The organism is Hyphobacterium sp. CCMP332 (assembly GCA_014323545.1).
Lineage (GTDB): Bacteria > Bacteroidota > Bacteroidia > Cytophagales > CCMP332 > CCMP332.
Genome location: CP058647.1, coordinates 945,393 through 971,741 on the forward strand (window position 1 = coordinate 945,393; position 26,349 = coordinate 971,741).

Sequence of the window (26,349 nt, forward strand, 5' to 3'; positions counted from 1 at the left end):
ATTTTCTATTTCACTTTTTTGTTGCATCAGAAAAGACTTCATATCTTAGTTCTCCGAAAAATTTTTCAAATTAAATTAAAAACAAATGACAAGATCAATTACAAAAATATTTTTGTTGACTGGAATGTGTTTTTATTTGTTTACCACGGCTTTCGCCGGAACAAATAATAAGACCAAGCAACAAAGTAAAGACGAGTCTAATGTGTTTAGCCTTACGCAGTCGGTAGACATGAGTGCTAAGCAGGCAAATTTAGACGCGCATGTCTTTAAAAGTAATCCAAGTAAAGTTCCTCCTGCAAACGACGATATCTGTAATGCCATAGAAATTACAGTTGGTGCTGCACCGATCATCGGAGATAACAGAGAAGCAACTGTAGAAGTTGGAGAACCACTTCCCGCATGTTGGTTTGATGCTGCACTGGATTCAACGGTTTGGTATTATTATGTAGAAAGTGGTGGAGGTACATACACTGTAAACACTGACCTTGCTGTATTAATCAATGATGACACTCAGTTAGGATTATATACTTCAAGTGGAGGGTGTACAGGAACCTTGACTGAAATTGCCTGTAACGATGATGTAAGTGGTTCAAACTTCTTATCTACTGCAAGTTATTCTTCTAATGGTGGAGACACTGTTTGGGTACAGGTAGATGGATGGTCAGCTACAAGTGGAACCTTTGAAATCGAAGTAACTTTTGTACCAACTCCTGCGGGCGGTGATGCTGCAGTTGTGGATTCACGTGGTTCTGGTATTGCCGGTAACTATACTGATGTTCCAACAAGCCAGGCCAATGGAAATAATATCGGCTTGGAAGTATTTGTAACAAATCTTGGAGCAGATTCTCTTACAGGTGTTACTGTTAATGGTACTATTACTCCGGGTGGAGCAGTGACAGGATCTATTCCGGTCTTGCTTTCAGGTGGTAATGATTTAATCACAACCAATACTATAGCCGCTACAACATCTACTGCTTACACAGCAAACTTTACAGTAACTTCAGTTGAACCTGACGCTGATACTTCAAATAACAGCGGATCGCTTTCATTTACTACAGCTGCTGTAGGTGATTCTATTTATGCAAGAGAAAATTCTACCACATCAAACGTAAACCTTGGTTTCACCGGTGGAACAGGACGTTTTGGTAATATTTATACTGTAAATACCACTGATACCCTGTCGTCCATTACAATTTATCTAGGTGGTGACCCAACGGGAAAAACCTTTGAATTATTTGTTGGCCAGTTAAACGGAACAGGTGATGTATATGGTAGTCCTACCATATCCGGATTAACTGCAATTGGTTTTTATACTTTTGATGTAGGCGGTGTGATTTTAACACCTGGTGATTATCTCATAGGTGTGAACCAGTCAACTACAACGAACATTGCAGTTGGATTGACAACTTCTTATTTCAATCCAAATACTACCTATTTTGGAGGCTATGGTGCATGGAATACAATTGAATCAATTGGAAACCCTGCATTTAACGGATCATTCATGGTGAGAGCCAATTTTGGTCCAGTTGTTTCAACATCACTGACTCCATTTACACTAATTGCTCCTGCTGATGGTACTGTTTTAGATGTAACTGGCGCGGGTACACAAACCGTGAATATCTCATGGAATGCTACTACTCCTACTCCGGCGGCAACTGTGAATTATGATTGGTTATTGGATGCACAGGGTGGAAATTTCTCCAATCCTTTGGCTACAATATCTGCGGGTACCAGTACAAGTTTAACTTTAGATTATATTACTATAGATGCTCTTTTAGCTTCTTTAGGATTTAATATTGGTGATACTGCATTCACTTCATGGACAGTTAGAGCAAGTGCTCCTGGAGCCGTGCTTGATGCAACTGCTTCATTTGATTTGGATTTGATTAGAAGTGGATTAACTCCTGCTTCAGGTTCAAGAGATTTTGAAGCATACAATGCAGGTGACCTGATAGTTGCCAGTGATCCGGAATGGGAATTCTGGCCAGGTGCTACACTAGATGCACCGGTTTCTACAGCACAAGCCAACAGTGGAACAAAATCACTTCTTATTGACGGTGCTCCTAACCAGGACTTAGTCTTCAAATTAGGAGATCAAACTACAGGAACATGGGGAGTTGGATTCAGCATGTACATTGCTACAGGAAATGGTGCTTATTACAACTTACAGGAAACTGAAGCTCCTGGTACAAGATGGCCAATAGGTAATGTTGAATTTGATCCGGGAGGCACAGGTACAATTGACCTTGTATCACCTGCGGCCACCTTTACATTCCCTCACGATCAGTGGTTTGACGTAAGAAATTATGTTGACCTTGATAATGATTCATTCCAGGTTTGGATTGACAATACACTTGTTCTTTCAGAAGCGTGGACATTTAATGGTGGAACTACTCAGTTGGGTGGCATTAATATTTACCCACAAGGAGATGCAGGTAATCCTCCGGCACAACAGGTATTCTACCTTGACGATATGTATTTCCAACCGGATTCTTTGAGAACACCGGTAACATATTCATTCAGTCCATTTAATCTAACTTCTCCTCCTGATCAAACAAGATTGGAAGTTGAAGATGGAAATGCGACTCCTGTTGTAATTGACTGGGATGCAACTACTGTTACACCTTCTGCTACACCTATGTACAACTGGTATCTTGATGTTCAAGGCGGAACGTTCACAAACCCATTACTGGACTTTGCTTCTGATAATGGTGGAATGGATTCTCAATTGACATTGACATCCGGAGCGATTGATACCGAGTTAGCCAACTTGGGTATTCCTCCTGGAGACTCAGTTGATGTGATTTGGACGGTTGAAGCCTCAGTGCTTGGACAAGGTGCTTTTGCAGCTAACGGACCATTTGATATCAGATTGGTTAGAATAGATAATACATCACTGGATGCATCTGCAATTGCCAGAAATGTAAGCTTCTATCCTAATCCTACTGAAGGTCAGTTGATAGTAAAAGTTAGAGAGAATGCTGTGAATAATGTTGTGATCCAATCTATGATCGGACAAAACTTGAAATCTTTCGAGATCAACAGTACAACAAATGTTCTTGATCTTTCTGACTTGAGCAGCGGAATGTATATAATCAGGTTTGTTAGTGACTCTGAAGAATTCTCTCAGAAAATAATAATCGAATAAACCTTTTTATTACTGATTAACAAAAAGGCGGGCATGTCCCGCCTTTTTTTATGCCCTAATTTGTAATTTCGCCTTCTTAATATTTGATTAACAATAATAACGATGACAAAACTTAGAAAAATAGTATTTATAATACCATTGGCATTTTGGATGATTTCCTGTCAGACAGGTGAAAAGGAAACTGAAGAAACCACAATGAAATACATTGATGTGTCCAATATGGATACCACTGTTCGTCCGCAAGATGATTTCTTTATTTACGCAAATGGAGCATGGCTGGACAGCAATGACATACCCGCTTCAAAATCTTCATGGGGAAGTTTTAATATTCTCGCAGAGAACAACAGAAAAAACCTTCGTAAAATAGTTGAAGCAGCAGCGAATGATTCTACTGCAGAAGAAGGAAGCATTACCGATAAGGTCGGGGATTTTTATGACAGTGGAATGGATTCCCTGAAAATTGAAGAACTGGGTATTTCTCCCTTGCAAGCTCAACTGGACAAAATTGCTGGTATTAATTCAAAAGAAGAACTAATAGATGCAGCTGCATATCTACGATCTGAAACTGTAGGAACAATGTTTGGGATGTGGGTTGGTCAGGATGAAAAAAATCCCGAAGCCTATATTTTGAATTTCTATCAGGGAGGATTGGGTCTTCCCGACAGGGATTATTACTTCAAGACGGATGAAAGATCAACAATGATCCAGGAAGAATACAAAAAGCATATTGCAAAAATGCTTGAGTTTACCGGGTACGATCAGGCTAATGCTGAAGAAGCCGCATTAAAAGTCTATGAATTGGAAAAAACACTGGCTGAAAATTCCAGAAAAAGACAAGATTTGAGAGATGCAGAGAACAATTACAACAAATTCCTTCTTAGCGATTTCGATTCGGAATTGAGTAATTTTCCTTTGACTAATTTCTTAAACTCACTGGGTTTAAGCGAAGTGAAAGAAATCGTTGTCGGTCAACCTGAATTTTACACTGGATTAAATGAAGCCCTGGCAACAATTCCTTTGGAAGATTGGAAAAACTACCTGAAATGGAATGCCATTTCTGAACATGCAGAATTTCTAAATAACGATATTGCTCAGGAAGACTTTCACTTTTACAGCACCATTTTAAGAGGTGTGCCTGAAATGGAACCGAGATGGAAACGTGTAATGCTTACAATAAACGGTTTAATGGGAGAAGCAGTTGGGCAGGTATATGTAAAAGAATATTTTCCACCTGAAGCTAAAGATGTGGCCATGACCATGATTAATGATATACAGGCCGCTTTTAAGGAAAGAATTCAAACCCTGGATTGGATGAGCGAAGAAACAAAGGAAAAAGCCCTTGTCAAATTATCAACCTTTGTCAAAAAAATAGGCTATCCCGATAAATGGACTGATTATTCAAGCGTTGAAATAAGTCCTGATACCTATTTTCAAAATGTGATAAGTGCAAGTAAATTTCAGCAGAGAGAAAACTACGAGAAATTAGGCAAGGAGATTGACAGAGATGAGTGGTTTATGTCACCTCCAACCGTAAATGCTTATTATAATCCAACCATGAATGAAATCGTATTTCCGGCAGGAATTTTAGCCTTCCCGTTTTTTGATTTTAAAGCCGATGCAGCCATTAATTATGGTGGAATTGGTGCAGTAATCGGTCATGAACTTACCCACGGTTTTGACGATCAGGGAAGCAAATACGATGAAACAGGCATGTTAAATAATTGGTGGACGGATGAAGACAGAGAAAAATTCGATGCGAAAACACAGGTACTTGTTGATCACTATTCGAATTTTACTGTATTGGATACAGTTCACATTAACGGTAATCTAACTCTGGGCGAAAACATCGCCGATCTGGGAGGTTTGAGCATTGCATATGATGCTTTACAAAAGTATTATGAAAGAAATGGCCAACCTGAAATGATTGATGGTTTTACCGGTAATCAGCGTTTTTTCCTTAGCTGGGCACAAGTATGGCGAATTAAATATACAGATGACGCTCTAATGCAGAGAATAATGACCGATTCTCATTCACCCGGGATGTACAGGGTAAATGGCGTTCTTTCAAATATGCCGGAATTTTATCAGGCATTTAATGTTGAAGAAGGCGATCAACTCTATCGGCCGGACGATGAAAGAGCAAAAATCTGGTAAAAAATTAAGCCCCTTTACAGGGGCTTTTTTTATACATTGAATTTAAAATTAGACTGTCCTTCAATTCTGATTAATATTTCAACTTCATTTTTTTTCAAGTTGAAATCCTTGATTTCAAAATCGAGGTTCATTAATTCCAATTTTAATTTGCTATCACCGGACAGTTTTGCAAATAATTTCATAACTGAGTTCTGAACCTTAAGAAATAAAGGTTCGAGCGGCCAGTTAATCTTTTCCTGTATTTGTGACTTTAAACCAGGGAAATATAATTTATAAAGCAATGACCATAAGAAATTATCGCTATAAAAATTTGATTTCATATTGTCGAGAAAAATGGATTTGCTAAGACTATCATAAGCCAATTGTCCTCTAGTGCTTATCAATCCTTTGATTTTTCCATCTACATCCGCATTGAGGTAAACATTCTCATTATTCCATTTACCTGTTTTAAAATTATTAACTTGAATTTCTTCCGGTAAGGATTTCAAAACTGCTTTTCTATCAATTTGCTTTTTAATCAGTGTATCCAAGCTTAAATAATCGATATTAACTTTTAGCTCTATATTGAATTTATCCGGAATGTCATCTACAGCGTACAGTTTTAAATTTTTTGTGTCGATAAATGAACTGTCCACTCTTTTTGAATTTATATTCATCAAAGTGCGCAATCCGGCCTTTACTTTAATTGAATCATTACTTATCCTCGGAGTAGATTCAATAATCAGGCTTTGAGGTTCCAATTCCATCCACAGGTCAATATCTTTGGTTTTGATAAAATTGTATTTGGGAATTTCCTCCGTTGTTTTTAGTACCAATTCCTTCAAATTGATTTCAGATTTTGCCGTTCTGCTGATAATGTCAGAAAGAAATTTCTCATTAGCAATCAATACAGATTCTATGGCCGTACTCAAATCCACTTTTATTGGACCTGCTTGAATGACCGGTTTATTGGGCCATTCAATATTGATTATTTCTGTTGATATGCCATATTTAAACGAATTAAAGAATCTAATTTTTGAAGCAAGGTTTAATACCAATTCCAGCTCAAATCCGGGCTCAGCTCTAATTTTTACACCCAGAATGGATTCATTTATTAGAATTTTTCCATTGACCTTTACTGGCACTTTGTAAAATAATTGATTATCAGAACCATTTAATTTGATCTGACCTGTTCTTTCTACATTTATTTTCATGTTTACAGCACCTCGCTTTACATACTTTTCATCTTTGTATAGCTCTTTACCTAAATCAGAATTGATTCGCGCTTCTATGTCTTTTAATGCTACTCCAAATTCAGAAAATATTAATGAGGTATCTATACTTAAATTTTGATCCTCAGGCTGCTCTCCATAGATTCTGTTAAAATCGGGCTTCGGTTTACAGGAAACCAAATACAAAAGAAAAATGATTGCAATTTTAATTCTTAAAGCGTTTTGACCCATAATTGACCTCTATGTAATATTCCTTGAAAACTGCTAAATAAAACCTTATATTCCATATACGCTTTATTTTATTAATATTGCCGGATATAATTAAAATAATGGTTTTTGGCCTTGTATCTTTTGTTATCGGCCATACTGCAACTGAAAAGCTTGCCAATGAACAAGTGGCTTCAATTGCAATAGATACTGCTGACAACATTTACAGACTGCAATTAATAAAAGACAAACAATTGGAAAAATTGCCGGATTCTGTAATTCTTTCTTCACAGGATTTTAGAAATCCATTCTTTATCTCAAAAACCGATAGCAATAATGTGCTGCAGTGGATTCGAAATGTAGGTGGAAGCCCATTTGAATTACCCAATAAAATCTTTGCCAGTCCTGATAATTCAATCTTTTTAATCGGAACAGTAGGCAGGCAATTTGCCTTTAATCAGAGCAATGCAAGGGGCATTGACAATACCATGTCATATACAGCTTTTATTGTAAAGTTCAATGAAAATGGAAAAGAAGAATGGGCCAACTTTATAATTGGTCTTGATGTTTACAGATACTTTAATTTTAGCTACATCAACGGTCAACCTACAATCGAAGGCTTTTTTAACGGTTTCTATAGAAAAATGACCATATGGCCGAATTCGAATATCTATTGGAGGTAATTAAGTTATATCGACAAATTATTTAATCGCTATTTGAATTGAAATCCAGGATTTCTTTCAATTTGCCATTCTTCTTAAAAAATTTCCACTCTCCCACCATTTCACCCATTAAAAGCTCTCCTTCGGAATCCAGCTTTCCATTGGAGTAAATTTTCCATTTACCGCTTTGTTCACCCATTTTAAATTCACCTTCCTTATCAATATCTCCATTTTCCAAATAAAATATCCAATAGCCATGAGGCATCCCATATTTGTAAAATCCAACTGATTTTTTATTTCCATTCTCGTAAAAAGCAGACCATTTTCCATCGTATAGCCCCTCTTTATAGTCACCGCTTCGTTTTATTTGGCTGCCATCATAATATTCGGTTGAATGACCGGCTTTTAGCCCCTCTTCCCAATTCTCTTCAGAAATTAATTCTTCTTGAAAATTATATCTCATAGATTTTCCATGAAGTTTCCCCTTACTGTAATTTTCGATTGAATTGAGATTTCCATTTGGATAGAGCAAAGTCCATTTCCCCTCTTTATTGCCATTAAGCATTTTTCCAAATGCTTTGAGCTGTCCGGAAACGTAATATAAACTATCTACCTTTTGAGCATTCAAAATCAATGGGCAGATAATGAATAGAAGAATTGTATTAAAAGGTTTCTTCATTGATTAGCTTTCCCTCTTCATCAAAATATTTCCACAGTCCAACAGGCTTGCCTTCTGTATATCTGCCTTTGGCTTCTATTATTCCATTCTTACTGTAAAAACTCCAAAGTCCTGATTTTTGACCTTCTTTAAACTCTCCTTCAGACAAAAGGGAATCGTTTTCACTGTATATTTTCCAAATGCCTGATTTTAATCCATTTTGAAAACTTCCTTCGCTGAAAATTCCACCATCCGGGTAATAATAGGTGATATTCCCGTTTCCGTCTCCATCCAATTTTCCCATTTTATGGGTGTTGCCCAAACTGCTTTGGAAATCAGAAATACCGGTGAGTTTACCAATTTTATAATTTTCAGTGTACTGAATTTTGCCATCATAGTAATAGTTCCAGGTACTATCTTTTAAACCCAAAATGAAAAACCCATTGCGCTTCTTGTTTCCCGTGGAATCAAAATACTGCCAATAGCCATGCTCCAGACCTGTTCTGTAATCTCCTGTATATTCCATTTCTCCTGAATCAAAATAACCCTCCCAAATGCCCTCTCTGAAGTCATCGATGTAATATCCGATTTCAATTATATTCCCACTCGTATCATAGTTCTTCCACAAACCGTTTTTTTCATCATTTTCAAATTGTCCGGAATATTGGTTTTGGCCATTTTCAAAATAGCCTTCCCATTGTCCAAAGGCTTCATCCTCCTTGTAAAAACCTTGAGTGGCAAGTTCACCGTTGCCGTAGAATTCGTAATAGGGTCCCTGCAATTCATCCTTTTCATAAGTGGCAACACTGATCAGTTTTCCAAATTCATCGTATTCTTCAAAAACACCGTTTAGTTCATTTGAACGATATACCGTGCGAAGAGCAAGGGTACTGTCTTCGTAAAACTCGAGGTACTCTCCTTCTAAGTTTCCATTTTTGTATTCAGCTATAGAAAAAATTCCTCCATTGGGATAATATTCAAGCCATAAACCGTTTTGTATACCTTGATCATAAGATCCTTCCGTTTTAATTCCGCCATTATCGAAAAACGTTGTGGCAATTCCCTGTTCAAGACCATTTACATAATTGATGAGTGCCATAAACTCTCCTTCGGGATAATAGAGATAGCGAAAGCCATTCCCTTTATTAAATTTCCCCTTTTTGAGTTTCTTGCCCCGCATATCATAAAATGATCCAATTTTGATCAGTTTGCCCATTTCATAAAATTCCGATTGAATCAGTTGGGCATTTTCGTAGAAATAGTCAAACTGTCCATGCTTCATACCTGCTTTATAAGCCGAGATTATTTCAAGGATTCCATTGGAGTGGAAACCGTACCATTTACCTTCCATTTTTCCTTTCACAAAATTCCCTTTCAATCGCAATTGGCCATTCTCATAATAGCCTTCGTATTCGCCGTCTTTTATGTCGGCCTGATAGTGCACGATTTCCTTGATTTTCTGCCCCGGCCAAAATGATTGTTGTTTGCCATCAAGCAAGCCATTCGAATAGGATTTTATGGAAATTAGATCACCTGATTTAGCGTATTCTTTGGTCAATCCATCATAGTAATTTTGACTGAGCTGAATCTCTTTCTCAAGCGTACCTGAAGGATAATATGTTCTTTGAATTGAGTCCACCACAGCGTTTTTATAATACAATTCAGACCGGATAATACCATTGGTATAATATGATTTATACCATCCATTTACCTTACCATCCTTATACTCCATTTCTTCAAAAAGTATATTACCGGGAAGATAATTGTTCCAGATACCGTCTTTATTCCCCTTTAGATAATTACCGGCACTTTGCAATTGGCCATCTTCATCAAAATATTCCCAATAGCCGCTTTTATGACCATTTTTATAATCACCCTTTGCATAAATGTCTTTTTCCTGGGCCGTGGAATTAAATCCGCTAAAGAATATTACGGTAAGGATCAGGGTCTTTAGGTATTGAAAATCAGTTCTCATCAAATATCAAAATTACGACAGATAATTTTATCTAGGTTCACATTAAAACACAGAATTTATCGGCAGATCAATTTACATAGTTTTTATAAGTTTGGGAGTCTTCATCACTTCAAAAAATCTGGCACAGGTGATGGGTACTTCCGCTATCTCCTTAGGTGGAATAAGTAATACCCAAAGAGACATTTACTCTGTTTTCAACAATCCTGCTTTACTTGATTATTCAAAAAATAAAGAATTTTCTTCATTTTACTACTTGCCTTACGGTATCCCTGAACTTGATATTATCTCATTCTGTGCAAAATTACCCAATAAACATGCCAGCATAGGTTTGGGCCTATTTAATACAGGCACAAGTTTTTTTAAGCAACAAGCGATAATGCTTTCATTGGGGAGAAAAACCGAAAATTTCAGTTTTGGGTTTTCCACAGAATATCGTCAGATAAATATTAGCGAAAATGGTATTTACTCAGGTCTCTTGTTCAACCTCGCCGCTTCGAGTTCTATTTTTCCAAAATTCGATTTTTCCATGCTCCTGACCAATCTTAACCAGGCAGGTATTGGCAATGAAAAGAAAGAATATTTCCCCACACAGATAAAAATATCCGGAAAATATGAAGCCAGCGAGAAGCTATTTATGTATTCAGAGTCAGAAATTCAATTGGATAAAGGAATGGTAGTCCGAAGCGGATTGGAATATTTCGTATTAAGAAATTTGACTTTTCGAACGGGTATTGATTCCAAAAACATGAATCCCGCCATGGGGTTTTCGCTGATTGGCAGACGCTGGAGCTATAATCAGTCCATAGATTATCATCAAAATCTGGGCTTCAGCCATGCTATAAATATTTGCTATGTCATCAATCGGTAAAATTAAAGTGACCGGTATAGTCATTTTCCTGATTCTATGTTTTGGAAAAGTTGTAGCTCAGGAAACTATTGATTTTGAACAATTCCTTCATGACCTTTTTCCTTTGGAAGATGAGCGAGCGGAAAACCTTGATTTCTATGATCAACTCCTTCTTATTTATCAAAACCCAATAGATTTAAATAAAGCGGGTAAAAAGGAGCTCGAGCAGTTGTATTTGTTAAGTCAAATTCAAATTCAAAATATTATTAATTATCGCTCTGAGTTTGGAAGTTTTCTATCCATATACGAATTGCAGGCCGTTCCTTCAATTGAACCTGAATTGATTGATAAACTCAAATACTTTGTCGAAGTAAAAAACACAAATGTTGATGGCCGTAACTTTGCAAAAAGGCTTAAAACAAGCGATAGGCATTACTTTCTCAATAGAGTTGAAAGACAAATTGAAACATCTGAAGGATTCAGGAAATCAGAAGAAAAACAAGGATTTTTAGGTGACCCGAATAAGTATTTAATGCGCTACAGGATAACGCGCTATGGTGATTACAGCATGGGCTTCACCTTTGAAAAAGATGCAGGTGAAGTATTCAAATTGGATCCGGCAAGAAAACAGCTGGGTTTTGATTACGCTTCTGCACATCTCTACAGAGAAAATATTGGTCTGATGACTAAAATTGCAATGGGTGACTACCGAATGCAGTTTGGGCAAGGACTTATTTTTGCTTCGGGTTTTGGATCAGGTAAAAGTGCTCAAACCATTCTTTCAACGAAGCGATTAAGTACGGGAATCAGCCCATATAGCTCTGTAATGGAAAGTGGTTTTCAACGTGGATTTGCAGGAAGTTTTTTAATAAACAAAATCCTCATTAGTCCATTTTATTCCTACAACTACATAGATGCAAGTATTTTTGAATCGGATAGTCTTAATACATCTCATATCACTTCCATATCCACAAGTGGAATTCACAATACCGAGACCTATTACACACGAAGAAAAACTTCTCTGGAGCAAGTTTTTGGGTGCAATATGAGCTGGACTAAGAAATCAACACAATTAGGATTGACTTATGCCCAACAAATCTTTGACAACAATTACAAATCACAAGAACTTTTAAGAAATAAATACAAATTCAATGGTAGGATAAATCAAAACATTGGAATGGACTACGATATAAATTTTTTGAATATGAATTTATTTGGAGAAAGTGCCATTTCCTCTTCCGGAAGTATTGCTATGGTTCATGGCTTAATCACGGCGCTAAACTCAAGTACAGACCTGGCTTTTCATTTCAGACATTTTGATAAAAATTTCCATACCATTCGAGGCTCAACATTCTCAGAAGGCACCCATCCAATAAATGAAAGTGGTTTCTATACGGGTATTTCAAAAAAGATTGGAAGAACCTGGAAGTTGAATGGCTATTATGATCTTTTCAGTTTTCCCTGGATAAGTTATTTGGCTAAAGCCCCTTCAAAGGGAAATGAAATATTTTTGAGATTGGAAAAGCGAATTAGCAGAAACAGTTCGATTTACCTTCAGTATAAAACTGAAAAAAAAGAGATAAATACTTATAGCGAAAATACTGCTAAGCTACTTGATCGCCACAATAATGAATGGATTTTGCAATTATCCAATTCCCTTAATGAAATGATCTCTTTTAGAACCCGCATTCAAAAAAAGCAAATAATAACTTTAGAACGTTCAGATGGTGCGGCATTTACACAGGATCTGAGAATAGAATACAAACGATTCAGAACAGATTTCAGAATTGCCATATTCAATAGCAGTGACTATCAAAGTAGAATGTATGTATTGGAAAAAGATGTTTTGTACAGTTTATCCGCACCTGCGTATTTCGGTAGGGGAATCAGAAACTACATTTTAATTAAATATAAAGCCGGGAAAAAATTTGATTTGTGGTTTAAATGGGCAAGGACATTACGCAATGACGTAGAATCAATTGGAACAGGTTTGAACAGAACCGAAGGGAACAGAAGAAACACATTAAAATTTCAGTTTATTGCCAAACTATGAGCTTATTTTTTTCTCAAAGTAAGCGACCGTGTTTTTGAGTCCTTCATCCAGCATTATGCTTGGCTCCCATGATAACTTTTCTCTTGCCTTATCAATGTTTGGCTGTCTCTGCATTGGATCGTCTGCAGGCAGAGGTTTATATACGAGTTTTGAAGAAGAACCGGTAATATCAATCACCTTTTCTGCCAATTGTTTTATAGTAAATTCATTCGGGTTTCCAATGTTTATTGGCATGTGCAATGATTCTTTGCTATTCATCAGTTTGTACATACCGTTCACGAGGTCATCTACATAACAAAAACTTCGGGTCTGCAATCCCTCACCGTAAATCGTAATGTCTTGTCCTTTAAGTGCCTGAACAATAAAATTTGAAACCACCCGCCCATCATTTTCATTCATCCTCGGACCATAAGTATTAAAAATTCTAATGATGCGAATGTCCACGCCATTTTGAGTATGATAATTCATAAAGAGCGTTTCAGCACAGCGTTTTCCTTCATCGTAACACGCTCTTGGTCCAATCGGATTGACATTCCCCCAATATGATTCTTCCTGAGGGTGAACTTTTGGATCTCCATACACTTCAGAAGTACTGGCCTGAAGTACCCTCGCCTTAGTTCTTTTAGCCAAACCAAGGGTATTTATAGCGCCCATTACTGAGGTTTTTATGGTTTTGATAGGATTATATTGGTAGTGAACCGGTGATGCCGGACAAGCCAGATTATAAATCTGATCAACTTCTGCATAATAAGGATGAATAACATCCTGTCTTATAACTTCAAAAAATGGATTGTCTCTGAGATGGACTATATTCTCCTTGGAGCCCGTAAAATAATTATCGAGGCAAATTACTTCATTGCCTTCATTTAGAAGTTTCTCACATAGGTGAGATCCAAGAAAACCCGCTCCGCCGGTAATTAAAATCCGTTTTCTCATTAATTAAGCCATAATTGGTTTAAATCCAATGCCATAATATTCAAAGCCCGAATCTTTCATCTGGCTATAAGTATAAATATTTCGGCCGTCAAAGATCAATTTATTCTTTAAAAGCTCAGAAACCTGTTTTAAATCCGGAGATCTAAATTCCGACCACTCAGTAAAAATAGCCAGACAATCGGCATCTTTTAATACTTCATACATGTCATCGCCATAATGCACATCATTATTTAAATGCCTTTTCGCCTCCTCTACGGCAACCGGATCGTAGGCATGTACTTCGCAACCGGCTTTTAAAAGTAAATCGATTAAAACAAGAGAGGGCGCTTCTCTCATATCATCGGTCTTAGGTTTGAAGGATAGTCCCCAAACAGCAATTTTTTTACCTTTTAAATCTCCTTTGAATCTCTTCTTAATTTTTTGATATAAAACACTTTTTTGAGCATCATTGACATCTTCTACAGCCTGAAGAACTTTTAAAGAATATCCATTCTCATTGGCAGTTTTAATCAGAGCTTTCACATCTTTTGGAAAACAGGATCCACCATAACCAATACCCGGATAAATAAACTGATTACCTATTCTTGGGTCACTCCCAATACCTTTTCTTACCAAATTGACGTCAGCACCCAATAATTCGCATAAATTAGCGATGTCATTCATAAAACTAATTTTGGTAGCCAACATGGAATTAGCTGCATATTTGGTCATTTCAGCAGAAGGAATATCCATAAATATGGTAGGATGACCATTTAATGTAAAAGGATGATATAGCTTCTCCATTATGTTTTTGGCTTTATCACTGGAAATTCCAATTACAATTCTGTCGGGCTTTAAAAAATCGTTTACAGCGGCGCCTTCCTTAAGAAATTCAGGATTTGATGCGACGTCAAATTCAAAGTCACCATCTCTTTTATCCAGTTCATTTTTTATGGCTTCGTGAACTTTTTCAGCAGTTCCAACCGGAACCGTGCTTTTGGTTACTACCACCATATAATCATTCATATTTTTACCAACTTCAGAAGCCACTTTAAGCACATGTTTAAGATCAGCGCTTCCATCTTCATCAGGTGGCGTACCAACAGCTATAAAAACCGCTTCAGCTCCCTGAATACTTGTGGCCAGGTCAGTTGAAAAATGCAATCTTTTCTTTTCCAGGTTACGGTGAACCATTTCTTTTAATCCGGGCTCGTAAATCGGTAAAATACCCTCTTTTAGATTCTCAATTTTCCTTTCATCTATATCGATGCAAGTCACATCTATACCTACTTCTGAAAAACATGTACCGGTCACCAAACCTACATATCCCGTTCCAACAATTGCTATTTTCATTTAGCTCGTTTTTATTAAGTGGCAAAAATAGAAATTAAGCTTTATTAAGCTTAGTATTTTTACAATTTGAATCAATTATAAAATGTATTGACTTAAATCTTTATTTTTTATCAGACTATCCAGCTTTTCGTGAACCATTTCCTTGCTGATGGAAAGGCTTGTTCCAGGTGTGATATTATCGGGAACTTCAAACAGGATTTCATTGAGTAATTTGCTCATTACTGTGTGCAATCGTCTTGCACCTATATTTTCAACTTCAGAATTAATTTTAAAGGCTATAGCAGCAATTTCATTTAAAGACTCATCGCTAAACTTTAGCTCTACATCTTCGGCTTTTAAAAGTGCTTCATATTGCTTCGTCAAGGCATTTTTTGGCTCTTTAATTATCCTGATGAAATCTTTTTCCGTTAGACTCTCAAGCTCTACTCGAATGGGAAATCTTCCCTGAAGTTCCGGAATAAGATCCGAAGGTTTGGACACGTGGAATGCACCGGCGGCAATAAATAATATATGATCAGTGTTAATAATACCGTATTTGGTATTTACCGTAGACCCTTCAACAATTGGTAAAAGATCGCGTTGAACTCCTTCCCTACTTACATCGGGGCCACCCTGGGCTCCACCGCCACCTTTGGCGATTTTATCAACTTCATCAATGAAAATAATACCTGTATTTTCAGCTTTGCGGATGGCCTCTTCTTTTACCTCATCCATATCAATGAGTTTTGAAGTTTCTTCATCTAAAAGAACTTTGCGCGCATCTTTGATGCTCATCTTGCGCTTTTTATTTTTTTTCGGCATCATACCGCCTATCATTTCCTGAATGTTCATCATTGATACTTCATCCATTCCTCCTCCAACTACGCCCACACCGGGCATCATGCTTTGCTGAACATCAATTTCAATTTTTCTTTCATCCAGCTCACCTTTTCTTAGCTTATCTCTGAATCTTTCCCTTGTCTTTTGATTGAGTTCTTCTTCCGACATCTCTGAGTTATCAGTGCTGTCGTCATTGACCTGCATTTGAACCGATTTACTTTTTATCGGCGGAATCAAAATATTTAATATCGTTTCTTCAACTGCATCTTTGGCTTTTTCTTCAACCTCGGCCTTCTTTCTAATTTTGACCAATTTGACCGAATGCTCAACTAAATCTCTCACCATGCTTTCAACATCCCTTCCTACATAACCTACTTCAGTAAATTTTGAGGCTTCAACTTTTGTAAATGGAGCATCCGCTATTGATGCAAGACGTCTGGCTATTTCGGTTTTCCCTACACCTGTTGTGCCAATCATTAATATATTATTAGGGACTATTTCCTGCTTTATATCCTCATCAGCATTCAAACGTCTCCACCGATTTCTCAATGCAATGGCTACATTTCGTTTTGCATCATCCTGCCCAATTATATATTTGTCGAGTTCCTTCACTATTTCGGAAGGAGTTAAATATTTATTTTCCATTAAATTCTGTTTTTAGTGATAAAATTAAGATCACTAGTTAAGGTCAATTTGGTAGTGGCTCCTGAAATATGATCCACAGATCTTGCCAATGCAAACTGCACTGATTTCACTTTTAATAGCATACCAAAAGAAAACCCTACCAAAGCTTTTCTTTCTACAATTTGCAATTCGGTTCTCCTCATGAAATTATACCCCGCCTGAATATTGAATCCCTTGGTAATCAATAGTTCGGTTCCAATAATCAAGTGTCTTGTTAATTTGTCAAGGGTATTTGGTTCTTCCCGAATTGGTTCGCCATTTTCATCAAAACCCGTAAATATATTAGGATCATCATAAACTATATCATAACGATACAACCTGTGCAATGTGGCAGAAAAACGCAGAGGCATGTGTTTTGGTTTGTATGAACTTCCAATTCTAAGATCGAAAGGCAAAACAAATTCTGTATCCGAGGTAAATTTACTAAGAGGCATTCCAATATTTCTAAAAACCATACCTATAATAAAATCCTCTTTAGGATGGATAAACTGACCTCCAAGGTCAAACAATAAGGCCGTGGAATTAAAAGAGGCTATTGTGGAATTGGCTATTTTCATATTCAATCCATAGGAAAAATTTTCAAACCGTCTTCCATAGGCAATATTTACAATCAAATCAGAAGCCCTGAATTCCCCGATCTCATTGCCATTTTCATCGGTTTCCTGCATCTCCCCATAATTCCAGTAAGACAGGCCAAAGGCAAAATTGCCAATCTTTTCTTTGCTTCTTGTATAGCTGAGTGTGTGATTTTGAATGTCTACATAATTAGCATTGTAATTGTAGGATATGAAATTGTTAAATCCTGTATCTAGGGAAGCGGGGTTTTGCCAAAAATGATTATTGTCCAGATCTCTATGACTTACATCAACTCCTCCTATGGCAAAAACTCCGGCATTTACAGCTGTATTTGCAAAGTCAAGGCTTTGAGAACCACCTATTTGAGCAAATAAAGCTCCATGACAAATTAAGATTAAAATAATTAATTGTAGTCTGTTCAAATTTTAGACTTTTAGTCTCAACGCTAATATTACACTTAAATTGAAACTAGCTCTGCTGATCCTTTGAATTTAAGACCTGCAAATCTATAGGATTTTGGACTTTGGTTTTTAGAAGTGCGATATCCAATACAGATTTCACATCGCTCACATAGTGAATATTTATCCCTTTGATCATTTCATTTTCAATATCTTCAAAATCCTTTTTATTGCGCTCACACAGAATAATATCTTTTACTCCGGCTCTTTTAGCCGCTAAGATTTTTTCTTTAATTCCGCCTACCGGTAATACTTTACCACTCAAGGTGATTTCGCCTGTCATTGCCAATTTATTTTTAACCTTTCTTTGAGTAAATAAAGAAGCTATTGAAGTGAATAGCGTAATTCCCGCACTGGGTCCATCTTTAGGAACTGCTCCGGCGGGTACGTGAATATGAAGATCAAACTGATCAAAAATGCGATAATCAATTCCCAATTCAGGGGCATGAGCTTTTAAATAGGAAATCGCCGCCATGGCAGATTCCTTCATTACATCCCCCAACTGACCTGAAAGGGTTAATTTTCCTTTACCCCGGCTCAAGCTTGACTCTATGTTAAGAATTGTACCGCCGTAAGGTGTCCAGGCGAGACCTGTAACAATTCCAGCTATTTCATTATTATCGTAAATCTCCTTATCAAATATTTCTGTACCTAAAATTTCGATCACATTTTTTCCACTCAGTTTTGAATCAAAATCTTCCTCCATTGCTACGGATTTTGCCGTGCTTCTGGCCAATTCTCCGATTTTTCTTTCTAGCTCCCTAACACCTGATTCTCTGGTGTAGCCTTCGATCACCTTAGTGATGGCCTCATTATTCATGCTAAATTGAGCTGCCTTTAAGCCATGCGATTTCCTCTGCTTTGGCAATAAATGTTTTTTAGCTATTTGTACTTTCTCCTCAAGGGTATAACCGGTTATTTCAATTATTTCCATTCGGTCACGAAGTGCAGGCTGAATACTCTCAAGTGAATTTGAAGTAGCCACAAATAGAATTTTTGACAGATCGTACTCCACTTCCAGGTAATTATCGACAAATGTGGCATTCTGCTCCGGATCTAAAACTTCAAGCAAGGCCGAAGAAGGATCGCCTCTGAAATCTGCTCCTACTTTGTCGATTTCATCAAGAATAAAAACTGGATTACTTGAACCTACTTTTTTAATATTTTGAATAATCCTTCCGGGCATGGCACCTACATAGGTTTTTCTGTGTCCTCTAATTTCTGCTTCATCTCTTATTCCCCCCAATGACATTCTCACATATTTTCGGCCAAGTGCTTTGGCAATCGATCTTCCCAATGAGGTTTTACCTACTCCCGGAGGACCGTAAAGACATAAAATTGGAGCTTTCATGTCGTTCTTAAGTTTTAATACCGCCAGGTATTCAAGGATTCTGTTTTTTACTTTCTGCAATCCATAATGATCTTCATCAAGTATTTTTTTGGCCCTCTTAAGATCAAAATTGTCCTTTGAATATTCCTCCCAGGGCAAATCCAACATGAGTTCAGCATAATTCATCGTAACCGGATATTCAGCTGCCTGTGGGTTCATTCTCAACAACTTGTCCAGTTCCTTATTGAAATGAGACTCAACTTCTTTAGCCCATTTTTTTTCTTTACTCTTAACTCTAAGTTTTTCAACCTCCTGGTCAGGTGTTTCATATCCAAGTTCGTCCTGCAACACTTTTATTTGTTGACGCAGGAAATAATCCCTTTGCTGTTGGTCTATATCGGTACTAACTTTGGTTTGAATTTCATGCTTCAGTTCCAGCATTTTTACTTCCTTCAACATGTATTCGAGCAGTAATGTTGCCCGGTCAACCCCATCTTCAATTTCGAGAAGTTTCTGCTTTTCAGACACCTCTGCACTAATATTCGAACTTAAAAAGTGAATTAAAAATCCCGGATTTTCAATATTGTCCAAGGCGACCTGCGCCTCCTTTGGAATTTCTGGATTTAATTTCAGAATTTTTTTGGCCGCTTCCTGAATTGAAGAAATTAAAGCCGAAATTTTCTTGCTGTTTTTATTGGGAAACCTTTCTGCAAGGGTTCTCACTTTGGCTGAGAAAAAAGGATTGGTACTGATAGGGTCCAAAAGTTCAAACCTTCTTTTTCCTCTGATTATAATGGTTGTATTCCCATCGGGTAAAACCAGCATTTTTACAATATGTGCAACGGTACCAATTCTGTAAAGATCATTGAAATCTGGATCGTCGGTTTTATTGTTTTTTTGAGTGATTACCCCTATGGTCCTGTCTTGTTTATAGACTTTTTTAACAAGTTTAATTGACTTTTCACGTCCAACCGTGATGGGTATAACCATTCCCGGAAATAAAACAGTATTTCTAACGGGTAATATTGGTAAGGCATCAATCTCCTGAACGTCATCCGGATCGGTATCATCTTCGGGAGAAATTAATGGTATAAAATCTCCGTCATCGTCAATTAATTCTGCTAAAACATATTTATTTGAAACTGTATTATCTGGTTTTTTCATATCATGCATGAGAAATTGCCATATTGGCAGTAAAATGTATCAATATTGATCTGCATTTTACTTTCATAAATTGAATTATATTTTGGTGCAATAGCTATGCCAAAAAAGGGACTAAGAGAAAATGTATTAAATTTGAAAAAGAGGTTTATTGGCCACTTTTATGACAATTTCAATTTGAGATCATTTTCCGGAAAATTTTACTGTATTATCTTATTGATTTGTGGAGTCGCCTTAACCACTACCTTTTCTATGCCTGAAGGCCCAAAAAATAGAGATGTAGTGGCTCAATCCCAGTCTTCAGAGTTTTATCAACCTTTTGAATTCTCAAATATTGGCAACATCCCCTATTATTATAAAAAAGGCAAAGTCAAAAAAATACTTAGGCTTCAAAAGAAAAATAAAATATCAAAACTGATCAGGGAGCTGGAAAAATATATCAGTCAATTTGGCATACAAAATTTTTATAAGAACACGGATATGATGTGGCGATTGGGGCAATTGTATGAAAATACGGGCAGACTGGAAGATGCAAAAGTGGTTTATCGCTATGTATTAAGACATAAAAGAGACAGCGTTCAAAAAGTGCGAATTTTTTACGATTCTCTAACGGTACTTGACAAAGAGTACTACGTTCCGATTCAATATTATTATGACCTCGTCGGTACAGACGAATCAACAGATACCTTACACCCTCCTGATATTTATTTGAATATGGGCGAAGACGTCAACTCACTCGCTTCAGATTATGGCCCAACCATCAACTTAAAGGGAGATGTTCTTATTTTTTCTTCCAGACGAAATGAAGTTAAGGAAGCTTTTGGATACCGGCAGGATGAAGACCTCTATGTCACTGAAAAGTGGAACGATCACTGGGTATGGGCGGAACCATTGACCGATATTAATTCTCAATACAATGAAGGTTCACCTTTTCTTTCAAGGGACGAAAAAACATTGCTATTTGTAAAATGCGATTGCCCCGATTGCTACGGCGACTGCGATATATTTCAGGCGAGGAAAAGAGAAGATTCCACCTGGGGCTACATAAAAAATTTAGGCGTTACCATTAACAGCAAAGCATGGGATTCCCAACCTACCTTATCGCATTCCGGAGATACACTCTTTTTTTCATCTGACAGACTGGGAGGGTTTGGTTTATCTGATATTTATTATTCCATAAAAGACAAAGAGGGAAAATGGATGCCGGCAAAAAATATAGGGCCAAAAATCAATACGAGGAAAAGTGAAGTAAGTCCATATTTTCACCCCAAGGAGAATGTATTGTACTTTAGTTCCAATGGTCAAATAGTTAATTTCGGAAGCTTTGATATTTATAAAACAAGATTGGGAAGCGAACACAAGTTTTCAGAACCAAAGAATATAGGACCTTTAGTAAATGGTGAAGGCAGTGAATATTATTTTACTATCGATAGTAAATCTGAACATCTCTATTACGCTCGCTCAGAAGCGGATGATATTGACAATTTGGATCTTCATTCTTTTCCATTGCCTATGGGGGCTCAACCTAAAGCTACAACCAAGTTTAAAGGTACCGTATTGGATACGGCTACAGGTCTTCCCTTAAAAGGAATCGCATCAGTCATCGATCTTGAAAAAGGTATTGCCATAGCCCCTAAATATCTGAGACCCGATGGCAGCTTTGAATTTGATTTGATCAATAACGGAACATATCTTTTAGTCATTCAGGGCGAAGATTTTTTTAGAATCGAAGAAATTTTTGAATTAGACGGAGATACAGAACGTCTATTTTCAACCAATCCCATCTCTAGCAAACTCAAATTTGAATCCATTGAATTTCTTCAAGGAGATTCAACCATATTGCCATCTATGGAGGATGATATTTATAAGGTAATAGAATTTTTATTGGATCATCCGGATTTTAACCTGAGAATATCAGGACATACTGATTCTCAGGGCGATTCAGAAGCAAATCACCGTTTGTCACATTCCAGGGCAAATGCAATTAAAAATTACATCATAGAAAATGGCCGAATAGAATCCAATCGAATTGAGGCCATTGGATACGGATTTGACAAACCAATTGTTAAAATTGAGAAAAGTGATGAAGACCGACACCTAAACCGCCGGGTTGAGTTTGAAATCTTTCGCGATTAAAAAATCACTTTTATAATATCATTGAATATGGCAAAGCCCATAATTCCAAGAAGAATTACCATACCAATTTTTTGAGCCACTTCCAGAAATTTCAATGAAGGCGCCCTTCCGGATACTATTTCAAATAGAAGAAATACAACATGTCCACCATCAAGAGCGGGAATTGGAAGTAAATTCATAAAGGCCAAAACCATGGATAAGAGGCCCGTTATATACCAGAATTTTTGCCAAATCCACTGACCTCCAAAAAACTTGGCAATTCCAATAGGGCCTGAAATTGCCTTATCGGCTGCCACATCCCCGCTAAAAATTTTGCCAAATCCTTTTATGTTATCATAAACCACGGTAAAAGCCATTCCAGCACCTTTTGGAATGCTTTCGAAAAAGCCATATTCTACAGTTGATTTTTGAAGTAATGATTCTGAATAAAATCCCAACTTACCATCTTCCCCAACTTCAAATTCTTTTTCAAGATTTTCACCATTTCTTGAAATTTTTGCGTTGACGGTATTTCCTTTGTTCTCCGAAAGAACATCTACTAAAGTCTGAAAATAATTTACTTCAATACCATTTACAGAAATAATTTTATCTCCTGTTTGTAATCCCCCTTTATCCGCAACGCTTCCTTTCAAAACTTCACCTACAATAAATGGCTCAAGAGGAGAAATAAAGGGTTCGTCACTTTCTATTTTCTTCGAAATAAAATCGTCAGGTACTTCCACAATGACTTCGCTTCCGTCGCGCAATACAGTGAAAAAGGCATTTGACTCCAATAAAACTTTACTACCCTGAACTTCCGCAAAATCATCAAAGTCTTCTCCATTTATTTTAACGATTTTATCTCCTGTTTTTAATCCTATCTCCTCGGCTAAAGAATGGGCATATATTCCATGCTTATTGACCTCATCTTTGGAAATAAAAGTTTCGCCATAGCTAAATTTCAGCATAGCAAAAATTACGATACCTGTAATTACATTGACGATTATTCCACCGAGCATCACGATTAATCTCTGCCAGGCGGGTTTAGCCCTGAATTCCCATGGTTCGGGATGTGATTCCATTTTATCTGTATCGAGAGATTCATCCACCATCCCGGCAATTTTTACAAAGCCCCCCAATGGAATAGCACCGATTGAATATTCGGTTTCGCCGTATTTTATTCCCCAAATTTTTGGTGGAAAACCAATGGAATACTTTTCCACTCTCATCCCAAAAACCTTGGCAGCTATAAGGTGTCCCAATTCGTGTAATCCTACTAAAATGGACAGTCCCAGCAACAGCTGGCCCGTCATAATTAATCCTTCCATCTATTTAAATATTCCTTTGCTATAATTCTTGTTTCCCTATCTGCACTAACATAATCCTCATAATTTGGATGAGCAATGTATGTTATTTTATTCATGCAATGCTCTATTAAGTCTGACATTGCTAAAAATCCAATTTTATTATTTAAAAACCCCTCAACAGCAATTTCGTTTGCTGCGTTCAAAACACAAGGCACAATACCCGCTTTTTTTAAGGCCTCGAATGCCAGCTTTAGATTTTTAAAAGTATCAAAATCCGGTTCTTCAAAAGTAAACATGGGGTAATTCTTGAAATTAAATCTTGGCACATCAGATTCCAGTCTTAAAGGGTGGCTCAAGGCGTATTGTATTGGAATACGCATATCAGGAATACCCAATTGTGCCTTGATCGAGCTGTCCTTGAATTGTACCATGCTGTGAATAACCGATTGCGGGTGAACCACAACTTCTACCTGATCTTCATGTAAACCAAAAAGCCACTTTGCTTCTATAACCTCCAGACCTTTATTCATTAAAGTGGCAGAATCTATGGTAATCTTCGAGCCCATATTCCAATTTGGATGGTTCAGTGCCTCTTGAATACTTACATTTTCCAGTTGCTCTCTTTTCTTTCCTCTAAATGGTCCTCCTGAGGCTGTCAAATATATTTTTTCGATATTCTCTTCCTCTTCTCCGATCATGCATTGAAAAATAGCAGAGTGTTCTGAGTCTACAGGGTAAATCTCACAGTCATATTTATCCGCTAATTTTTTTATCAATTCTCCGGCAACAACTAAGGTTTCCTTATTGGCCAGTGCAATGTGTTTACCTTTTTCCAGTGCCTTTATGGTTGGTCTTAAGCCGGCATAGCCAACCAAGGCCGTTAAAACCACATCGAGTTCATTGATCTGAACTACATCAGAGATGGCGTCTTCACCGGAATGAACGTTAACAAATTCTTTTTTTAATGCATTTTTGACTTGTTGGTATTTATCTTTATTGGCAATTACAACATGCTCCGGCTGGAATTCCAAAGCCTGACTAATTAATAGTTCTGCGTTATTATTTGCAGTCAGGACATTGATATTAAATTTCCCCGGATAATTTCGCACCACCTCCAGAGCCTGTGTTCCTATAGATCCGGTAGATCCTAAAATTCCGATATTTCTTGGAAATAGATTTAGATTCATTTTTGATTTAGCGCAAATTCTGTAAGACCATCTGCAAATTTTCTGTCATTTGATAATCGCGGGACTTTATTCTGACCTCCCAGTTTTCCATTTTTTTTCATAAATCTGATAAACGCATCGGGTTGCAAAATTGCAACTTCAAGATTCTTAAGAATATTGCCCTGGATGAGATCATCGTAGTATGAATTTAGTCGGCAAAGTTGCAAATTTAATTCCTTTTCGAAAGAAGTAATATTGTTTGGTTGTTTTGAGAAGGAAATAAACCATTCATGACAACTGAGACCCTTTTCAGGATTAATTTTTGGAGCAACTGTGAATTCAACTATCTCGCATTCCGTGAATTTTTTAATCGTCTCGTTCAAAGCCTTTTCCACTTCTTCTGCAATTACATGTTCGCCAAAAGCTGATATAAAATGTTTGACCCTACCCGTTACAACGATTCTGTATGGTGATTTTGAAACAAATTTGACAGTATCGCCAATCAAATAAGCCCATAAACCGGCATTGCTATTTATTATTATTGCATAGTTTTTATCAAGTTCCACGTCTTCAATGCAATATCTTTTAGGGTTTTCATTCTGAATTTCTTCGAGTGGCACAAATTCATAGAATATCCCCGAATTTAACTGGAGCAGCAAGCCCTCTTCATTCTGGCTGTCCTGAAAAGCAAAAAATCCTTCTGATGCCGGATAGGTTTCAATGGCATCAATTTCCTTTCCAATACTTTCGAACAATTTATTGCTATAAGGTTTGAAATTGACACCCCCATGAACGATCAGAGAAAGATTTGGGAAAATTTCTGAAATTGGCCGCTTATATTTTTCAATTAACCTATCAAAATACATTTGAATCCAGGGAGGAATTCCTGAAATAAGTCGCATATCAGCCTCACCCGTTTCCTCAATTATTTTATCCAACTTAGCTTCCCAATCCTCTATACAATTTGTCTCGTAGCTTGGTTTCTGGTTTCTTCTAAGATATTGTGGTATATGATGGTTGACAATTCCGGATAACCTTCCGGTTGGAATATCACCTTCCATATTTAACTCAGGACTTCCCGATAAAAAAATCATTTGCCCGTCAACAAATGAGCTGTTTTCTGATTCTCTAATGTAGCTGAGAAGAGCGTTTCTTGCAGAATTAATATGATTGGGAATGGAACTTTTGGTAATTGGAATATATTTTGAGCCCGAAGTTGTACCGGAAGTTTTGGCAAAATAAATCGGACGACCTTTCCAAAGCACATCACTTTCCCCCGCACGGATCTTGTCAATGTATGGCCTTAATTGTTCATAATCCCTTAAGGGTACCCGTTCTTGAAACTCTTTTACGCTTCTGATATGTTTAAAGCCGTGATCTTCACCAAACAAAGTTTCTCTTCCCTGGACAATGAGATTCTCAAAAGTTCGTTTTTGATGCATCGCAGGTTTTTGTGCCCATTTACGTTGTTGATTAACAACGTACTTTGCAAAAGGAATACTTAGCCAACTTTTTATGCCCATTAGAATTTTAAAAGATACAGAACTTCT

17 protein-coding genes are annotated in these 26,349 nt (G+C 37.1%); 6 read left to right on the top strand and 11 right to left on the bottom strand.

Annotated elements, in window-relative coordinates; all coding sequences use genetic code 11:
* Positions 1–85 precede the first annotated feature (85 nt).
* Both HZR84_04105 and HZR84_04110 read left to right on the top strand, forming a co-directional pair.
* A complete protein-coding gene (locus HZR84_04105) occupies positions 86–3,148 on the top strand; it encodes a SusE domain-containing protein (protein QNL21154.1) in 3,063 nt (1,020 codons plus the stop codon).
* 102 nt (positions 3,149–3,250) lie between these two features.
* Entirely contained in the window at positions 3,251–5,302 is a 2,052-nt protein-coding gene (locus tag HZR84_04110) for a M13 family metallopeptidase (protein QNL21155.1), read from the top strand.
* A 29-nt stretch (positions 5,303–5,331) separates the two neighbouring features.
* Here HZR84_04110 and HZR84_04115 read toward each other — a convergent pair whose 3' ends face one another.
* The gene (locus tag HZR84_04115) at positions 5,332–6,744 is read right to left on the bottom strand and encodes a DUF4403 family protein (GenBank protein ID QNL21156.1); all 1,413 of its coding nucleotides are present in this window, start codon (positions 6,742–6,744) and stop codon (positions 5,332–5,334) included.
* 77 nt (positions 6,745–6,821) lie between these two features.
* Here HZR84_04115 and HZR84_04120 point away from each other — a divergent pair, with 77 nt between their 5' ends.
* The gene (locus HZR84_04120) at positions 6,822–7,403 is read left to right on the top strand and encodes a hypothetical protein (GenBank protein ID QNL21157.1); all 582 of its coding nucleotides are present in this window, start codon (positions 6,822–6,824) and stop codon (positions 7,401–7,403) included.
* A 22-nt stretch (positions 7,404–7,425) separates the two neighbouring features.
* Here HZR84_04120 and HZR84_04125 read toward each other — a convergent pair whose 3' ends face one another.
* Together HZR84_04125 and HZR84_04130 are read right to left on the bottom strand one after the other, a co-directional pair.
* Positions 7,426–8,061 (bottom strand): toxin-antitoxin system YwqK family antitoxin, encoded by a 636-nt coding sequence (locus tag HZR84_04125; protein QNL21158.1) that lies wholly within the window; start codon positions 8,059–8,061, stop codon positions 7,426–7,428.
* Positions 8,045–10,015 carry a hypothetical protein gene (locus HZR84_04130; protein QNL21159.1) on the bottom strand — a complete coding sequence of 657 codons (1,971 nt, stop codon included), beginning with the start codon at positions 10,013–10,015 and terminating at the stop codon, positions 8,045–8,047. Before HZR84_04130 ends, HZR84_04125 begins: the two co-directional genes overlap by 17 nt.
* 91 nt (positions 10,016–10,106) lie before the next feature.
* Here HZR84_04130 and HZR84_04135 point away from each other — a divergent pair, with 91 nt between their 5' ends.
* Positions 10,107–10,883: a hypothetical protein gene (locus HZR84_04135; protein ID QNL21160.1), complete on the top strand. Its 777-nt coding sequence runs from the start codon at positions 10,107–10,109 to the stop codon at positions 10,881–10,883.
* The gene (locus HZR84_04140) at positions 10,867–12,915 is read left to right on the top strand and encodes a helix-hairpin-helix domain-containing protein (GenBank protein QNL21161.1); all 2,049 of its coding nucleotides are present in this window, start codon (positions 10,867–10,869) and stop codon (positions 12,913–12,915) included. The genes HZR84_04135 and HZR84_04140 overlap by 17 nt, the downstream gene beginning before the upstream one ends.
* Here HZR84_04140 and HZR84_04145 read toward each other — a convergent pair.
* The 5 genes from HZR84_04145 to lon form a co-directional block, all read right to left on the bottom strand.
* The gene (locus tag HZR84_04145; GenBank protein ID QNL21162.1) at positions 12,910–13,851 is read right to left on the bottom strand and encodes an SDR family oxidoreductase; all 942 of its coding nucleotides are present in this window, start codon (positions 13,849–13,851) and stop codon (positions 12,910–12,912) included. The genes HZR84_04140 and HZR84_04145 overlap by 6 nt on opposite strands.
* Positions 13,852–13,854: 3 nt before the next feature.
* Positions 13,855–15,183, bottom strand: coding sequence for a UDP-glucose/GDP-mannose dehydrogenase family protein (locus HZR84_04150; protein ID QNL21163.1), 1,329 nt, complete (start codon positions 15,181–15,183; stop codon positions 13,855–13,857).
* A 75-nt stretch (positions 15,184–15,258) separates the two neighbouring features.
* A complete protein-coding gene (gene hslU, locus HZR84_04155; GenBank protein ID QNL21164.1) occupies positions 15,259–16,647 on the bottom strand; it encodes an ATP-dependent protease ATPase subunit HslU in 1,389 nt (462 codons plus the stop codon).
* Positions 16,647–17,684 carry a type IX secretion system protein PorQ gene (gene porQ / locus HZR84_04160; protein ID QNL21165.1) on the bottom strand — a complete coding sequence of 346 codons (1,038 nt, stop codon included), beginning with the start codon at positions 17,682–17,684 and terminating at the stop codon, positions 16,647–16,649. Before porQ ends, hslU begins: the two co-directional genes overlap by 1 nt.
* 46 nt (positions 17,685–17,730) lie before the next feature.
* Positions 17,731–20,214: an endopeptidase La gene (lon, locus tag HZR84_04165; GenBank protein QNL21166.1), complete on the bottom strand. Its 2,484-nt coding sequence runs from the start codon at positions 20,212–20,214 to the stop codon at positions 17,731–17,733.
* A 249-nt stretch (positions 20,215–20,463) separates the two neighbouring features.
* Between lon and HZR84_04170 the strand changes: the two genes are divergently transcribed.
* A complete protein-coding gene (locus HZR84_04170; protein QNL23184.1) occupies positions 20,464–22,347 on the top strand; it encodes an OmpA family protein in 1,884 nt (627 codons plus the stop codon).
* Here HZR84_04170 and rseP read toward each other — a convergent pair.
* The 3 genes from rseP to HZR84_04185 are packed head-to-tail and all read right to left on the bottom strand — an operon-like array spanning position 22,344 to position 26,322.
* Positions 22,344–23,654, bottom strand: a complete 1,311-nt coding sequence (gene rseP / locus HZR84_04175; protein QNL21167.1) for an RIP metalloprotease RseP — start codon at positions 23,652–23,654, stop codon at positions 22,344–22,346. The two genes, HZR84_04170 and rseP, sit on opposite strands and share 4 nt — an antisense overlap.
* Entirely contained in the window at positions 23,642–24,820 is a 1,179-nt protein-coding gene (locus tag HZR84_04180) for a 1-deoxy-D-xylulose-5-phosphate reductoisomerase (protein QNL21168.1), read from the bottom strand. Before HZR84_04180 ends, rseP begins: the two co-directional genes overlap by 13 nt.
* A complete protein-coding gene (locus HZR84_04185; GenBank protein QNL21169.1) occupies positions 24,817–26,322 on the bottom strand; it encodes a GH3 auxin-responsive promoter family protein in 1,506 nt (501 codons plus the stop codon). The genes HZR84_04180 and HZR84_04185 overlap by 4 nt, the downstream gene beginning before the upstream one ends.
* Between the last annotated feature and the right edge of the window lie 27 nt (positions 26,323–26,349).

Bases quoted from the DNA above. Each gene is read 5' to 3' on its own strand.
- HZR84_04105 (QNL21154.1), top strand. From the start codon at position 86: ATGACAAGATCAATTACAAAAATATTTTTGTTGACTGGAATGTGTTTT.
- HZR84_04110 (QNL21155.1), top strand. From the start codon at position 3,251: ATGACAAAACTTAGAAAAATAGTATTTATAATACCATTGGCATTTTGG.
- HZR84_04115 (QNL21156.1), bottom strand. From the start codon at position 6,744: ATGGGTCAAAACGCTTTAAGAATTAAAATTGCAATCATTTTTCTTTTG.
- HZR84_04125 (QNL21158.1), bottom strand. From the start codon at position 8,061: ATGAAGAAACCTTTTAATACAATTCTTCTATTCATTATCTGCCCATTG.
- HZR84_04130 (QNL21159.1), bottom strand. From the start codon at position 10,015: ATGAGAACTGATTTTCAATACCTAAAGACCCTGATCCTTACCGTAATA.
- HZR84_04140 (QNL21161.1), top strand. From the start codon at position 10,867: ATGTCATCAATCGGTAAAATTAAAGTGACCGGTATAGTCATTTTCCTG.
- HZR84_04145 (QNL21162.1), bottom strand. From the start codon at position 13,851: ATGAGAAAACGGATTTTAATTACCGGCGGAGCGGGTTTTCTTGGATCT.
- HZR84_04150 (QNL21163.1), bottom strand. From the start codon at position 15,183: ATGAAAATAGCAATTGTTGGAACGGGATATGTAGGTTTGGTGACCGGT.
- hslU (QNL21164.1), bottom strand. From the start codon at position 16,647: ATGGAAAATAAATATTTAACTCCTTCCGAAATAGTGAAGGAACTCGAC.
- lon (QNL21166.1), bottom strand. From the start codon at position 20,214: ATGAAAAAACCAGATAATACAGTTTCAAATAAATATGTTTTAGCAGAA.
- HZR84_04170 (QNL23184.1), top strand. From the start codon at position 20,464: ATGCCTGAAGGCCCAAAAAATAGAGATGTAGTGGCTCAATCCCAGTCT.
- rseP (QNL21167.1), bottom strand. From the start codon at position 23,654: ATGGAAGGATTAATTATGACGGGCCAGCTGTTGCTGGGACTGTCCATT.
- HZR84_04180 (QNL21168.1), bottom strand. From the start codon at position 24,820: ATGAATCTAAATCTATTTCCAAGAAATATCGGAATTTTAGGATCTACC.
- HZR84_04185 (QNL21169.1), bottom strand. From the start codon at position 26,322: ATGGGCATAAAAAGTTGGCTAAGTATTCCTTTTGCAAAGTACGTTGTT.